The sequence below is a fragment of the Microbacterium lushaniae genome, assembly GCF_008727775.1.
Lineage (GTDB): Bacteria > Actinomycetota > Actinomycetes > Actinomycetales > Microbacteriaceae > Microbacterium > Microbacterium lushaniae.
Map to the genome: position 1 here is coordinate 1,149,576 of NZ_CP044232.1, position 13,057 is coordinate 1,162,632.

At 71.8% G+C, this 13,057-nt stretch carries 16 protein-coding genes; 12 read left to right on the forward strand and 4 right to left on the reverse strand.

Translation table 11 applies throughout. The annotated features are described in order from the left end of the window. The first annotated feature begins 114 nt into the window (after positions 1-114). A complete protein-coding gene (locus tag F6J85_RS05290; RefSeq protein WP_238707069.1) occupies positions 115-825 on the forward strand; it encodes a LuxR C-terminal-related transcriptional regulator in 711 nt (236 codons plus the stop codon). Between the two features lie 66 nt (positions 826-891). Here the strand turns inward: F6J85_RS05290 and F6J85_RS05295 are convergent, their stop codons facing one another. After that, complete coding sequence (locus tag F6J85_RS05295; protein ID WP_150924140.1) at positions 892-1,731, reverse strand: SDR family oxidoreductase; 840 nt, start codon at positions 1,729-1,731, stop codon at positions 892-894. A gap of 164 nt (positions 1,732-1,895) precedes the next feature. Here F6J85_RS05295 and F6J85_RS05300 point away from each other — a divergent pair, with 164 nt between their 5' ends. The 3 genes from F6J85_RS05300 to F6J85_RS05310 all read left to right on the forward strand — a co-directional run bounded on the left by F6J85_RS05300 (position 1,896) and on the right by F6J85_RS05310 (position 4,085). Beyond that, on the forward strand, positions 1,896-2,234 hold the full coding sequence (locus F6J85_RS05300) for a sugar ABC transporter ATPase (protein ID WP_150924141.1): 339 nt from the start codon (positions 1,896-1,898) through the stop codon (positions 2,232-2,234). A 62-nt stretch (positions 2,235-2,296) separates the two neighbouring features. Next, positions 2,297-2,962, forward strand: coding sequence for an SDR family oxidoreductase (locus F6J85_RS05305; protein ID WP_150924142.1), 666 nt, complete (start codon positions 2,297-2,299; stop codon positions 2,960-2,962). A 43-nt stretch (positions 2,963-3,005) separates the two neighbouring features. Continuing rightward, a complete protein-coding gene (locus tag F6J85_RS05310) occupies positions 3,006-4,085 on the forward strand; it encodes a DNA glycosylase AlkZ-like family protein (RefSeq protein WP_150924143.1) in 1,080 nt (359 codons plus the stop codon). Between the two features lie 14 nt (positions 4,086-4,099). Here the strand turns inward: F6J85_RS05310 and F6J85_RS05315 are convergent, their stop codons facing one another. Further along, positions 4,100-4,285, reverse strand: a complete 186-nt coding sequence (locus F6J85_RS05315; protein WP_150924144.1) for a hypothetical protein — start codon at positions 4,283-4,285, stop codon at positions 4,100-4,102. Continuing rightward, positions 4,282-4,467: a hypothetical protein gene (locus F6J85_RS05320; RefSeq protein ID WP_150924145.1), complete on the reverse strand. Its 186-nt coding sequence runs from the start codon at positions 4,465-4,467 to the stop codon at positions 4,282-4,284. The genes F6J85_RS05315 and F6J85_RS05320 overlap by 4 nt, the downstream gene beginning before the upstream one ends. Before the next feature lie 152 nt (positions 4,468-4,619). Between F6J85_RS05320 and F6J85_RS17655 the strand changes: the two genes are divergently transcribed. From F6J85_RS17655 to F6J85_RS05330, 3 genes are read left to right on the forward strand one after another with little or no spacing between them, the layout of a single operon-like run. Beyond that, entirely contained in the window at positions 4,620-4,778 is a 159-nt protein-coding gene (locus tag F6J85_RS17655; RefSeq protein WP_191639994.1) for a hypothetical protein, read from the forward strand. A gap of 40 nt (positions 4,779-4,818) precedes the next feature. Next, positions 4,819-5,265, forward strand: a complete 447-nt coding sequence (locus tag F6J85_RS05325) for a helix-turn-helix transcriptional regulator (protein ID WP_150924146.1) — start codon at positions 4,819-4,821, stop codon at positions 5,263-5,265. A gap of 5 nt (positions 5,266-5,270) precedes the next feature. Further along, the gene (locus F6J85_RS05330) at positions 5,271-5,681 is read left to right on the forward strand and encodes a VOC family protein (protein ID WP_150924147.1); all 411 of its coding nucleotides are present in this window, start codon (positions 5,271-5,273) and stop codon (positions 5,679-5,681) included. Positions 5,682-5,688: 7 nt separating this feature from the next. On the opposite strand, the gene F6J85_RS05335 is transcribed toward F6J85_RS05330, so the two are convergent. Continuing rightward, positions 5,689-6,516 (reverse strand): SGNH/GDSL hydrolase family protein, encoded by an 828-nt coding sequence (locus tag F6J85_RS05335; RefSeq protein ID WP_238707070.1) that lies wholly within the window; start codon positions 6,514-6,516, stop codon positions 5,689-5,691. A gap of 145 nt (positions 6,517-6,661) precedes the next feature. On the opposite strand from F6J85_RS05335, the gene F6J85_RS05340 reads away from it, so the two are divergent. The 5 genes from F6J85_RS05340 (at position 6,662) to F6J85_RS05360 (ending at position 13,056) form a co-directional block, all read left to right on the forward strand. Then, positions 6,662-7,462 (forward strand): transglutaminase-like domain-containing protein, encoded by an 801-nt coding sequence (locus F6J85_RS05340; RefSeq protein ID WP_150924148.1) that lies wholly within the window; start codon positions 6,662-6,664, stop codon positions 7,460-7,462. 216 nt (positions 7,463-7,678) lie between these two features. Next, the gene (gene argS, locus F6J85_RS05345; RefSeq protein WP_150924149.1) at positions 7,679-9,346 is read left to right on the forward strand and encodes an arginine--tRNA ligase; all 1,668 of its coding nucleotides are present in this window, start codon (positions 7,679-7,681) and stop codon (positions 9,344-9,346) included. Between the two features lie 2 nt (positions 9,347-9,348). Continuing rightward, a complete protein-coding gene (locus F6J85_RS05350; protein WP_150924150.1) occupies positions 9,349-10,155 on the forward strand; it encodes an LmeA family phospholipid-binding protein in 807 nt (268 codons plus the stop codon). A 127-nt stretch (positions 10,156-10,282) separates the two neighbouring features. Then, complete coding sequence (lysA, locus tag F6J85_RS05355) at positions 10,283-11,695, forward strand: diaminopimelate decarboxylase (RefSeq protein ID WP_191906760.1); 1,413 nt, start codon at positions 10,283-10,285, stop codon at positions 11,693-11,695. Beyond that, complete coding sequence (locus F6J85_RS05360; protein ID WP_150924152.1) at positions 11,692-13,056, forward strand: homoserine dehydrogenase; 1,365 nt, start codon at positions 11,692-11,694, stop codon at positions 13,054-13,056. The genes lysA and F6J85_RS05360 overlap by 4 nt, the downstream gene beginning before the upstream one ends. The last annotated feature ends 1 nt before the right edge of the window (position 13,057 follow it).

Here is a 13,057-nt window from a genome sequence, read left to right on the forward strand (position 1 = left end):
GGCGCCGGATCCGCCCCCTGTCAGGCGACGCGCGCAAGCCCCTCTTGCAATTCCCGCAGACGTGCTTATGGTGTGTGCACCTGGACGGGAGGTGCCCCCATGTTCGGAGAATCGGTGACCGCGCCTGCGGTGGTCCGGCAACGTGTTGTCGGCCAAGAATCGATACTCATCAGGATTTTCCTGATTCATTCCCACGAGATATTCCGACGAGGCCTGCGAGATCTCATCGGCGCGGCGCGCGACCTGGTGGTCGTCGGCGAATCCGGCTCGGTGCACGAGAGCGCCCGCCGGATCGCGGTGAGCCTGCCCGATGTGGTGATCATCGACGCCGTGCTGCCTGATGGCAACGGCGTCGAACTGGCCCGCAGCATCCGCGCGCAGAATCGCCGCGCCCGCTGCCTCATCCTCGGCCGACCGGGCCGCGAGGAGGTGCGCGGGGATGCGGCGGCCGCCGGAGCCCACGGATACCTGCCCGACGACGTGCAGGCCCGCATCCTGCTCGATGTGATCCGTCGGGTGGCGCGAGGCGAGCAGGTCGCCGCGCGCATCGCGGTGTCACCCCGGCCCGAGCCCGAGACGACTCCGGCGCCCGACGGCGACCGCGACCCGCATCTGACGACGCGGGAGCGACAGGTGCTGCGCCTCATCGCTTCGGGGATGAGCAACCGGCAGATCGGCGAACAGCTCGGCCTGGCGGAGAAGACCGTCAAGAACTACGTGTCGGCGCTGCTGGCGAAGCTGCATGTGCAGCGCCGAACGCAGGCGGCGATCTACGAGATGACGCACAAGCCCGGCATCGAGGCAGATGCGCCGCGGACGCGGTAGGCGACGGATCGCGAGAAGAACAAGGGGTCGGTGGCGAGACCTCGACGACCCGCCACCGACCCGGTCTCACAGGATCGGCTTGCCGCCGGTCACAGCGATGCGGGCACCGGAGACATAGCTCGCCTCATCCGACGCCAGCAGCACGTACACCGGCGCGAGCTCGGCCGGCTGCGCGGCGCGACCCAGGGGTGTCTGCTCCCCGAAGCTGGCGACGGTATCGGGCGGCATCGTGGCGGGGATCAGCGGCGTCCACACCGGCCCTGGCGCGACGCTGTTGGCACGGATGCCGCGCTCGCCGAGCATCTGGGCGAGGGAGGCGACCATGCTCGCGATCGCGGCCTTGGTCGCGGCGTAGGGCAGCAGGTTCGGCGAGGGCTGATCGGACTGGATAGACGACGACCCGATGATGGATGCCCCGGCCTTGAGGTGGGGCAGCGCCGCCTTCACCAAGTGGAAGAAGGCGCTGACGTTGGTCGCCCAGGTGTAGTCCCACTCTTCGTCGGAGACCTCCTCGAGGCTGGGGTGATCCATCTGGAACGCGGCGTTGCTGACGAGGATGTCGAGGCCGCCCAGCTCTTCGATCGTCTTGGCGACCAGCGATCGGCAATGTGCGGGATCGGAGATGTCGCCAGGGAGGAGGAGTGCCCTGCGGCCGGCGTCCTCGATGAATCTCTTCGCCTCCTCGGCGTCCTCATGCTCGTTGAGATAGCTGATCGCGACGTCCGCGCCCTCCCGGGCGTAGGCGAGGGCCACCGCCTTCCCGATGCCGCTGTCGCCACCGGTGATGAGCGCGACCTTGCCCTCGAGCCGGCCGGAGCCACGGTAGCTGTCCTGACCGTAGTCGGGCTTGGGATCCATCACCTGATCGGATCCGGGCACCGGCTGCTGCTGGGCGGGCTGGTTCATGGGGCGACCTTTCTCGGATTCCTGGATTGCCGACCCTTCGATGCGACATCATCGCGGCCGATTGTTCAGTGGGGTTGACACGCGCGGGGAAGCGCTCCGTTTGTCAAGGGGCCCTCCGCGGCGGCGTCGGCATCGTTCGATGGAAGCAACCGAGAGGAGCAACCATGAGCGACACCGATAGCGATTCCTTCGCCGAGACGGAGGATGCCGGCATCCAGCCGTTGCGTGACGGGGACACCTCGATCGACCCGGATGCGGCGGCCGACCCGGCGCAGGCGGAGTGGGAGGCGACGATCGCGCTGGATGAGGGTGCGTCGCCGGAGGACCTCCACCCGCCCACGGCGACGGGGGACGACCCCGCCCAGATCCCCGGTGACATGGACGAGATCCCGGCCGAGGACCTGGTGGCCGACTGGCAGCAGCCCGAGACGCAGGGCCTCGACCCCGAGATCGCCGTGCTCGGCGACGAGGGCGAGGGCGACCTCGCCCCAGAGGACTACTGAGCGACGCCCCGGCGGCGCGGCCACGCGCCGCCGGGGCGCGCAGCCGGCGCTAGCATGACACGATGCGCACCGCCCTGATCACCGGCATCGCCCGCACCGGCGGCATCGCCGAGGGGATCGCCCCGAGGCTGCGCGCGGACGGCTGGAACGTCGTCACGAGCGACCTGGACTCCGGCGACGTCCCGTGCGATCTGGCCACCTCGGACGGCCCGCCGTCGCTCGTGGCAGAGGTGAGCCGCGCCCATGGGCCGATCAGCGCGCTGGTCCTCAGCCACGCTCACGACGTCGAGTCGGGGATCCTCGACACCACGGCGGAGAGCTTCGACCGGCACGTGGCCGTCAATGCCCGCGCGAGCCTCCTGCTCCTGGCCGCCTTCGCCCGGCAGGTGCCCGAATCCGGTGGCGCCGTGGTGGCTCTCACCAGCGACCACACGACCGGCAACCTCCCGTACGGAGCATCCAAGGGTGCGCTGGATCGCATCGTGATCTCGGCGGCCCGCGAGCTCGGACCCCGCGGTATCTCGGCGAACGTCCTCAACCCCGGCCCGATCGACACCGGCTGGATGGATGACGGGACCCGCGCGGCGCTGACGGCCGCGCAGCCCCTGGGCAGACTCGGCACTCCGCCCGACATCGCCGAGGTGGTCGCGTTCCTGGTCTCCGACGCGGGCCGATGGGTCTCGGGGCAGCTGCTGCACGCCGACGGCGCCTTCTCCGCGCGCTTCTGATCAGCCCTCGCGGCGCGAGGGGCCGGGCGCTAGCGTCGGGGACGTGACGCACCGCCTCACGATCGACCAGGCCCGGCGCATCATCGTGCGGGCTCAGCTGCTGGATGCCGAGCGGCCCGGCGACGTCGTCGAAGTGGCCGAGCAGCTCGGGTACATCGGGATCGACCCCACCGCGACGATCGCGCCGTGCGAGCACACCGTGCTGTGGTCGCGCATCGGGTGGCCGTACGAGGCCGGCCAGCTGCACAAGGCCGTCGAGTCCGACCGTCTGCTGTTCGAGTTCGACGGCACGTTCCGGCCGATCAGCGTGCTTCCCCTCCTGCTCCCCGAGATGCGGAAATGGCCACGGCGCGAGAGCAGCCGGCAGTGGCTCGAGGCCAACGACCGCTTCCGCAGGGACGTGATCGCGCGGCTGCGCGCGGAAGGGCCCCTGCTGAGCTCGCAGATCCCCGACACCGCTCAGGTCGGCAGGGCGCCGGACGGGTGGTCGGGCACCAATGCCGTGCCGCACATGCTGGAATTCCTCATGCGCCAGGGCGTCGTGGCCGTCAGCGGACGGGAGGGCCGGCACCGCCGGTGGGACCTCGCCGAACGCGTGTATCCGTCCGATCTGCCCGAGTACGCCGACGACGAGGCCGAGTACCTGCGCCACGAACGCCGCCTGCAGGCGGCGGGTCTGGCCAAGCAGAAGTCACCGTGGACGCGCGTCGGCGATGCCGGCGAGCCGGCCGTGATCGAAGGAATGCGCACGGGATGGCGCGTCGACCCGGAGGCCGTCGCCGCGCTCGACGACGACGCGGGCGGGCGCGTGGCGCTGCTCAACCCCTACGACAGCGTGCTGTTCGACCGCCCGAGGCTGAAGGACGTGTTCGGATTCGCGTACGTGCTCGAACAGTTCAAGCCGAAGCCGCAGCGCCGTTACGGCTACTTCGCGCATCCGATCCTGCTCGGTGACCGTTTCGTGGGGATGCTGGACGCGGAGGTGGATCGGGCCGGCGGCGTGCTGCAGGTCAACGCCGTGCACGAGTTCCTCCCCTTCGAGTCGGAGGAGGACGAGATGGTCCGGGCCGAGATCGCCGACCTGGGGGAGTGGCTGGGGCTGACGGTCTCAGGATTGGCGTGACGCCGGGCCACCGGTCACGCTGAGGGCGCGCCGGGATCGAACGAGCGCAGCATGTCCTCCTCGACGGCGTTGTCGGCGTGGAGTTCGTTCTCGGTGCCCTCATCGCCACCGGTGGGGGCGTCATCGCCGGTGGGGGCCTCCTCGCCCGACGGCGTCGTCGGCTCAGCCGATGCCGGATGCTCCTCCTCGGGCGTGCTCATGCGCTCTCTCCGTCCTGGTCGGCGGCGATCGCGTCGGCGTCGGCGCTGTTGACGAGGTCGTCGTTGACGTCCTCATCCAGCACCTCGTCGCCGTCGACCGTGCGGGTCGCGTCCACGTCGGCGTCCTGGGCTGCGGAGTCCTCCCCGCCCGGGACGATGGGGGGCAGCGGGTTGTTCGTCATGATGTCTCCTCTCCTCTCTCCCGACGCTACGTGGAGCCGCCGCGCCCGCCTCCGGGGTTGTCCCGGCGGCGGCCGCGGGTGTAGACCTGTCTGCTCGGCCGCCGGGTGTCAACCCCTGGAGAGCCGGCGCGCGCACCGGCGAGGCTGGGAGCATGGTCGGAGTCGCAGTCGTCCTTGTCCTCGTCGGTCTCGTCCTGCTGCTGCTGGGCATCTTCGTCCAGGCGGTGAAGTTCCTCCTGTGGATCGGCGCGGTGCTCCTGATCCTCGGCGTCATCGCGTGGCTCATGCGCTACATCCGCCGGCAGACCTGAGCCCTCGCGCCTTCCGCCGTGCTCTGGCACGATCGGTCTCATGAGCGTCGCCCTGTCGCCCGAGCGAGCGCGTGACCTTGCGCTCCTCCGCCGCGTGCGCGACCGCATCGACCGCGAGTACGCGCTGCCGCTGAGCGTCGAGGCCCTCGCGCGCGACGTGCACATGTCGGCGGGTCATCTGAGCCGCGCGTTCCGGGCGGCGTTCGGGGAGTCGCCGTACGCGTACCTGATGACCCGCCGGATCGAGCGAGCGATGGCACTCCTGCGCCGCGGAGACCTCAGCGTCACCGAGGTGTGCTTCGCGGTGGGCTGCTCCTCCCTGGGCTCATTCAGCACGCGCTTCAGCGAACTCGTGGGCATGCCGCCCAGCCTCTACCGCGATCAGGCGGCGGGGGCGACGGCCGGCATGCCCGCGTGCACGGCCAAGCAGGCCACCAGACCGGTCAGGAATCGAGAAGCGGCGCGGGCGGCCTCGGCCGTAGCGTGAGGCGCATGGACATCACCATCCACTCCTCTTTCCTTCCGCACACCGATCCCGATGCTTCCCTGGCGTTCTACCGCGACGTCCTCGGGTTCGACGTCCGCGGCGACGTCGGCTACGGCGGGATGCGGTGGATCACCGTCGGGCCGGCCGGGCAGCCCGACACCGCCATCGTCCTGCAACCGCCCACCGCCGCGCCCGGCCTCACCGACGAGGAGCAGCGCCTGCTGCTCGAACTGGTCGCCAAGGGCAGCTATTTCGGGGTGAACCTGGCCACTTTCGACCTGGACGCGACCTTCGCCGCGCTCGAGCAGGCCGGCGCTGAGGTCGTGCAGGAGCCCACGGATCAGCCGTACGGGCTGCGTGACTGCGCGTTCCGCGACCCTGCCGGGAACATGATCCGGATGCAGCAGTCTGGCTGACGCGCCCTCAGCGGCCGACCGGCTCCAGCACCCCGTCGGAGGTCGAATCCGCCGGCGCGTCGGCGACGACGTCGGCCGGCGTGGTCATCGCGGTCAGAGCGTTCGCCACGCGTTCGGCGAGGTACGCGTGTCCTGCCGTCGAGGGGTGATCGCGGCCGATCTCGCCGGTGTCGATGACGGACGGGTAGTTCGCCGGTGTGACCCACTCCTCGGCGATGGGGGAGATGTACCACCAGCCGCGCGCGGCGGCGAGGGCGGACAGATCGGCATCGATGCGGGCGGTCGCCGCCTCCACGGGCAGGACCTGCGGCGCCGGCCCGAGGATCACGATGACGGCGGCGGGGAACCGTGCGGCCAGCGCGTCCCAGCCGGCCGAGACGGCGTCCCGGTATCCGTCGGCGGGGAGGCGTCGGTCGTTGATCGAACCCTGCAGGATCACGAGGTCCGGAGCCAGCGCCGGGTCCAGTGCGGCGATGCGCTCGCCGAACGAACCGCCGTCCCATCCGGGCTTGAGGTAGCCGCTGCCGCGCACGCCGTCAACGACCGTGTCCCACCCGAGGGCGTGGCCCAGCACGTACGCGTAACCGAGGGTGGGGTCGGATGCGGCCGAGCCGTAGGTCCACGAATCGCCGAAGATCAGCACGCGCGGATCCTCCGGCAGCGCGAGGGCCGCCGGCGCCACGACGGACGCGGCGTCCGCGCCGGCCGACACGGCCGCGCCGGTCGGCGCCCACGGGCGCCAGGCGGCCAGCGCGCACAGCGCGGCCACGGCCACGGCGAGGACGGCGAGCGGCCACCGGGGACGGCGCGGGCGGCGCGGGACGGGGGTGCTCACGCGCAGAGCCTAAGCCATGCCGCCCATGCCGAGCGCAACGATTCCCACGCCGTGGCCGCGACGCGTCCGACCGCTGGAGGCATGGCCCTGCCGCGGCGTCCTCCGGTGTCGCGGCCGGCTGCCGGCCGCATGCGAGGATTGCTCGGTGCCGCGCCTGATGACCGCCGAACTCGACCTCGATCTGGGGGCGTCGGTGGACCTGATCTTCCAGATCACGGTCGCCCGCGAAGCCGCCGGGCTGACCGAGCACCTCGCGTTCACGCAGGGCGACCGGCAGTACACCGCCGCCGAGCTGGTGGACGGCGCCGGCAGCCGCCTGCACCGCTTCACGGCGGAGGCCGGACCCCTTCACGTGCGGTACTCCGCGACGGTGACGGGGCGCGCGTCGCCGCGCGGCGACGATGCGCTGGAGAACATCACCTATCTGCGGCCGAGCAGGTACTGCCAGTCCGACGAGCTGTTCGCGCAGGCGCGCCGGCAGTTCCGCGGGCTGGCGGGCGTCGCGCTCGTGCAGGCGGTGTCCGCATTCGTGTCGGCGGCCGTCACGTACACGCCGGGGCTGAGTCTGGGCACCGACAGCGCCGTCACGACGCTGCAGACGGGTCAGGGCGTGTGCCGCGACTACGCGCACGCAGTGATCGCGCTGCTGCGGGCGATGGACGTTCCGGCCAGGTATGCCGCCTGCTATGCGCCGGGGCTGGAGCCGATGGACTTCCACGCCGTCGCGGAGGCGTTCGTCGACGGCGCCTGGTATGTCGTGGACGCGACCCGGCTGGCCGACCGGCGTTCGCTCGTGCGCATCGCCACGGGCCGGGATGCCGCGGACTGCGCGTTCCTCAGCTACCACGGCGGCAACGTCGTCCTCGAGCGGATGACCGTCACCGCCGAAGCATCCACCGACGCCGCCGAGCCCGACGATCACGTCGCCCTGGTGTCGATCGCCTGACGCGCCGACGCGCGTGCCGGGGGATTCTTGAAGAACTCTTGCGCTGGTCTTGCGCTGGCGTTGCGGGTGCCCTGACAGCCTTTCGTCATCGGTCCTCGTGATCGAGGGGGAAATGAGCGGTCCGCCGTCGGGGGACCGGCGGACCGCTCGCTCCGCCCCCGCGGCCCGGCCCGCTCTCGGTGGCCTCACGGCGCGCGACCCTAGGATGAGATGGCTATGGATCCTGATGCCCTCTCCGCCGCCCTGCTCGCCGTCCTGACGCCCATCGCGGAGGCGCGACGCGAAGGATCCAGCGCCGGGCTCACCGCCGCCGACCTGCCCCTGGAACGGCCCAAGAACCGCGATCACGGCGACTGGGCCTCCAACGCCGCCCTCAAGCTCGCCAAGAAGACCGGCGCCAACCCCCGGGAACTGGCAGCCGAGGTCGCCGACGCCCTCACCGCGGTCGAGGGCATCGCGAGCGTCGAGGTGGCCGGCCCCGGCTTCATCAACATCCGCCTGGACGCCGCCGCCGCCGGAGCGCTGGCCAAGACGATCGTCGAGGCCGGCGCCGCCTTCGGCAGCAACGACTCCCAGCGCGGGAACACCATCAACCTCGAGTTCGTCAGCGCCAATCCCACCGGGCCGCTGCACATCGGTCACACCCGCTGGGCCGCCCTCGGCGACGCCATCGCGCGCCTGCTGCTGGCCAGCGGAGCGACGCTGGTGCGGGAGTTCTACATCAACGACGCCGGCGCACAGATGGACCGGTTCGGCGCATCCGTGCTGGCTGCGGCGCTGGGCGCCCCCACGCCGGAGGACGGATACGCCGGCGCGTACATCGATGAGCTCGGCCGCCGCGTGCTCGCGGCGCGACCCGACCTCGCCGAGCTTCCCGCCGACGAGCAGCTGGTCCTCGCGCGCGACCTCGCCTACCGATTCCAGCTCGGTGAGATCCAGGCCTCGCTGGAGGCGTTCAACGTGCACTTCGACGTCTGGTTCTCCGAGCGCGAGCTGCACGCCGCACCGCCCAGCGGCGGGCCGAGCCTCGTCGACGAGGCCGTGGACCGCCTGCGCGCGCAGGGGCACGTGTTCGACCAGGACGGCGCGGTGTGGGTGCGCACGACCGACTTCGGCGACGACAAAGATCGCGTCATCCGCCGGGCCAACGGGGTGTACACCTATTTCGCCGCCGACGCGGCGTACTACCTCAACAAGGGCGACCGCGGCTTCGCGCACAAGATCTACCTCCTGGGGGCCGACCATCACGGCTACGTGCACCGTCTCAAGGCGCTCGCCGGTGCCGCCGGAGACGATCCCGACGCGGACATCGAGGTGCTGATCGGCCAGCTCGTCTCGATCAACGGCGCGCGCTTGTCCAAGCGCGCCGGCAACATCATCGAGCTCGACGACCTGCGCGAGTGGCTGGGCACCGACGCCCTGCGGTATTCGCTGGGGCGCTACCCCGCCGACTCACCGCTCACGCTGGACCCCGAGATCCTGCAGAAGCGGACGAACGACAACCCGGTGTTCTACGTGCAGTACGCGCATGCGCGCACGCACAACGTCGCGCGCAACGCCGCCGACTCGGGCGTTGACCGCTCGGAGTTCGCGCCCGAGCTGCTCGTGCACGAGACGGAGTCGGCGCTGCTGGGCGCGCTGCAGGAGTTCCCGCGCACCGTCGCCTTCGCCGCCGAGGTGCGCGAGCCGCACCGCGTGGCCCGCTACCTCGAGGAGCTCGCCGGCCTGTACCACCGGTGGTACGACAACTGCCGCGTCATCCCCCTCGGCGACCAGCCGGTGGAGGCGGTGCACCGCACGCGCCTGTGGCTCAACGACGCCACCGGTCAGGTGCTGCGCAACGGGCTCGACCTGCTCGGGGTCAGCGCGCCCGAGCGGATGTGACGATGGGCGACGCGGCGCCGACGCTGCCCTTCCCGGCGGAAGAGCAGCGGCCGCGGCGCCGGTCGCGCAGGTGGCCGTGGATCGTCACGCTCGTGATCGTCCTGGCCCTCGTCGCGGCGGCGGCCGTCGGCGCCGAGGCGCTGGCCCGCGGTGCCGTGCAGACCGGCGTGCGGCAGATCGTCGTGACGCAGCTGGACCTCCCCGCCGACCAGGAGGTCGACGTCGAGGTGGACGGCCTCGTGCTGCCGCAGCTGCTGTCGGGCCGGCTGGATCGGATCACCGTGGCCTCCGACGACGTCGCACTGGGACCGGTCACCGGCGACGTGCACGTCGCTCTCACCGAGGTGCCGCTGTCCGCCGATGCCGCCGCCGGGCCCGGCACGGCCACGGTGCGCCTGGACGAGGAACAGCTCCGATCCCTCCTCGCCACGATCGACGGATTCCCCGCCGACACCCTCGGCATCGCCGCCCCCGACCTCACGATCGGCACCGAGCTGTCGGTGTTCGGCGCCGCCTTCCCGATCGGCGTGGCGCTGCTGCCCGGCGCCGCCGAGGGCGACCTCACCCTGACTCCGACGCGGTTCACGCTCGGGGAGACGGATGTGGACGCCGACGCCCTGCGCGCGCAGTTCGGTGGCGTGGCCGACGCGGTGCTGCGCACGTGGGACGTGTGCATCGCCGAGCACCTGCCCGCCGCCCTCACCCTCACCTCGGTGCAGGTCGACGGCGACACGCTCGTGGCCGGCTTCGACATCGACGGCGCCCTCGTGATCGATCCCGACCTGCGCGCCGCCGGCTCCTGCCCGTGACGCCCGCGCAGGCGCCGCGGGCGTCCCGCTAGACTGCAAGCACTGCCCGGTGTGATCGTCTCCGCCGCGGCACCCGCTGCCTCCCGCGGCCGACTGCACCGCCGCATCCACCCGATTGGTCCTGCCCGTGTCCGCCTCGCACTCTGCCTCGCCGGTACCCGATGGCCTGCGCACGCCGGCGGATGCCAACGACCTGAGCCCGGCGATCTGGCCCGACTCCGCACGCCGCGACGACGACGGTGCACTGCACATCGGCGGGGTCTCCGCGCGCGAACTCGCCGCCGACTACGGCACGCCCCTGTACGTCATGGACGAATCGGAGGTGCGCGCGCACGCCCGGCGGGCGCTGACCGCGTTCGGGGACGCCGCGGCAGCGCACGGCGGCCGGGCACGCGTCTATTACGCCGGCAAGGCGCTGCTGACCACGGACGTCGTGCGGTGGGTCACCGAAGAGGGGCTGCGGGTGGATGTCTGCAGCGCGGGCGAACTCGAGGTCGCCCTCGCCGCCGGCGCCGAGCCGGCCCTGCTGGGGTTCCACGGGAACAACAAATCCCCTGCCGCGCTCGAGCGTGCCGTCGAGGTGGGTGTGGGCACCGTCATCGTCGACAGCGACATCGAGATCGAGCGGCTCTCGGCCATCGCCGAGCGCCGTGACGCCGTCCAGTCGGTGCTCGTGCGGGTGCGCACGGGCGTCCACGCCGAGACGCACGCGTTCCTGGCCACCGCCCACGAGGACCAGAAGTTCGGTTTCGCCCTCGACGACGTCCCGGCCGCCGTCGCGCGGATCCGGGAGCTGCCGGGGCTGCGGTTCGTGGGACTGCACGCCCACATCGGGTCGCAGATCTTCGACGCCGACGGCTTCATCGCCTCCGCCGCGCGGCTGGTCGACCTCCACGCCGAGCTGCTCCACGGCGGCGACATCCCCCTGCTCAACCTCGGCGGCGGCTTCGGCATCGCCTACACCTCCGCCGACGACCCGCGTCCCCTCGAGCAGGTGGCGGTGGGCATCATCGACGCCGTGGCCGACGAGTGCGCGGTGCGCGGCATCCCTCTGCCCGAGCTCGCCTTCGAACCAGGCCGGGCGATCGTGGGCCAGGCGGGTGTCACGCTGTACGAGGTCGGCACCGTCAAGCCGGTGCAGGTGACCGCGGACCTCGAGCGCCTCTACGTCAGCGTCGACGGGGGGATGAGCGACAACGCCCGGACCGCGCTGTACGGTGCGCAGTACTCCGCACGACTGGCCTCCCGCGTCAGCGACGCCGCCCCTGCGCTCGTGCGCGTCGTGGGGCACCACTGCGAATCCGGCGACGTCGTCGTGGACGCCGAGTACCTGCCCGGCGACGTCACGCCGGGCGACCTGCTGGCCGTGCCCGCCACCGGCGCCTACTGCTTCTCGCTGGCCGGCACCTACAACTACACGCCGCGCCTGCCGGTCGTCGCCGTGCGCGACGGCCGGGCGCGCGTGCTCGTCCGACGGGAGACCGTCGCCGACCTCCTCGCCCGCGACACGGGCGCGGGGCCGAACGAAGGGAACGCATGACCGACTATCGCCGTCTGCGCGTCGCTCTCCTGGGAGCCGGCGCCGTGGGCTCGCAGGTCGCGGCTCTGCTGCTGCGCCATGCCGACGAACTCGCCGACCGTGCCGGAGCGACGCTGGAGCTCGTCGGGATCGCCGTGCGCGACCTCGACGCGACCCGCGACGTCGAGCTTCCGCGCGAACTGCTCACGACCGACCCCGAACCGCTCCTGGTGGGTTCGGACATCGTGATCGAGCTCATGGGCGGCATCGAGCCCGCGCGCACGAACCTGCTCCAGGCGATCAACGCCGGGGCCGATGTCGTGACGGCGAACAAGGCGCTGCTGGCAACGCACGGCCCGGAGATCTTCGACGCCGCCGACCAGGTCGGGGCGCAGGTCTACTACGAAGCCGCCGCCGCCGGGGCGATCCCCATCATCCGCCCCCTGCGCGACTCGCTCGCCGGCGACCGCGTGCAGCGCATCATGGGCATCGTCAACGGCACGACGAACTACATCCTGGACCGCATGGACGCCGAGGGCGCCGAGTTCGCCGACGTGCTCGCGCAGGCGCAGGCCCTGGGCTTCGCCGAGGCGGATCCCACGGCAGACGTCGAAGGCTACGACGCCGCGCAGAAGGCCGCGATCCTCGCGAGCCTCGCCTTCCACACCACCGTGCCGCTGGACAAGGTGCACCGCGAGGGCATCACCGCGATCGACAAGGACATGATCGACGCCGCCCGCCACGCCGGGTACGTCATCAAGCTCCTCGCCGTGTGCGAGCGCCTGCCCGGCGACGACGACACGGGCGAATCGATCTCGGTGCGCGTGTACCCGGCCCTCGTCGACCGCGCCCACCCGCTCGCGAGCGTCCACGGCGCGAACAACGCCGTGTTCGTGCAGGCCGAAGCCGCCGGCGACCTGATGTTCTACGGCGCCGGCGCCGGGGGAGTGCAGACGGCCTCCGCCGTCCTGGGCGATGTCGTCTCGGCGGCTCGGCGGCACATCGCCGGGGGCAAGGGCGTGGGCGAATCCACGCGCGCCAACCTCGCCGTCGCGCCGATCGGGCGCGTCACGACGCGCTACCAGATCACGCTCGAAGTCGACGACCGCCCGGGCGTGCTCGCCACCGTCGCGGGGATCCTCAGCGACGGCCACGTGTCGATCGCCACCGTCGAGCAGACCGTCATCGAGCCGGCACCCGGTTCGCCCGTTACCCCCGCGGATGCTCCGGCGGCCGCATCCGCCCCTGCGATCCCGATGGCGCGACTGGTCATCGGCACCCACCGAGCACGCGAACAGCACCTGAGCGACACCGTCGCGCGGCTGGCCGAGAGCGACGTCGTCGAGCGCGTCGTCTCGGTGCTGCGCGTGGAAGGAGACTGAC

Bases quoted from the DNA above. Each gene is read 5' to 3' on its own strand.
- F6J85_RS05315 (WP_150924144.1), bottom strand. From the start codon at position 4,285: ATGAGCACGCCCGAGGAGGAGCATCCGGCATCGGCTGAGCCGACGACG.
- F6J85_RS05295 (WP_150924140.1), bottom strand. From the start codon at position 1,731: ATGAACCAGCCCGCCCAGCAGCAGCCGGTGCCCGGATCCGATCAGGTG.
- F6J85_RS17655 (WP_191639994.1), top strand. From the start codon at position 4,620: ATGGTCGGAGTCGCAGTCGTCCTTGTCCTCGTCGGTCTCGTCCTGCTG.
- argS (WP_150924149.1), top strand. From the start codon at position 7,679: ATGGATCCTGATGCCCTCTCCGCCGCCCTGCTCGCCGTCCTGACGCCC.
- F6J85_RS05320 (WP_150924145.1), bottom strand. From the start codon at position 4,467: ATGACGAACAACCCGCTGCCCCCCATCGTCCCGGGCGGGGAGGACTCC.
- F6J85_RS05330 (WP_150924147.1), top strand. From the start codon at position 5,271: ATGGACATCACCATCCACTCCTCTTTCCTTCCGCACACCGATCCCGAT.
- F6J85_RS05360 (WP_150924152.1), top strand. From the start codon at position 11,692: ATGACCGACTATCGCCGTCTGCGCGTCGCTCTCCTGGGAGCCGGCGCC.
- F6J85_RS05325 (WP_150924146.1), top strand. From the start codon at position 4,819: ATGAGCGTCGCCCTGTCGCCCGAGCGAGCGCGTGACCTTGCGCTCCTC.
- F6J85_RS05300 (WP_150924141.1), top strand. From the start codon at position 1,896: ATGAGCGACACCGATAGCGATTCCTTCGCCGAGACGGAGGATGCCGGC.
- F6J85_RS05350 (WP_150924150.1), top strand. From the start codon at position 9,349: ATGGGCGACGCGGCGCCGACGCTGCCCTTCCCGGCGGAAGAGCAGCGG.
- F6J85_RS05305 (WP_150924142.1), top strand. From the start codon at position 2,297: ATGCGCACCGCCCTGATCACCGGCATCGCCCGCACCGGCGGCATCGCC.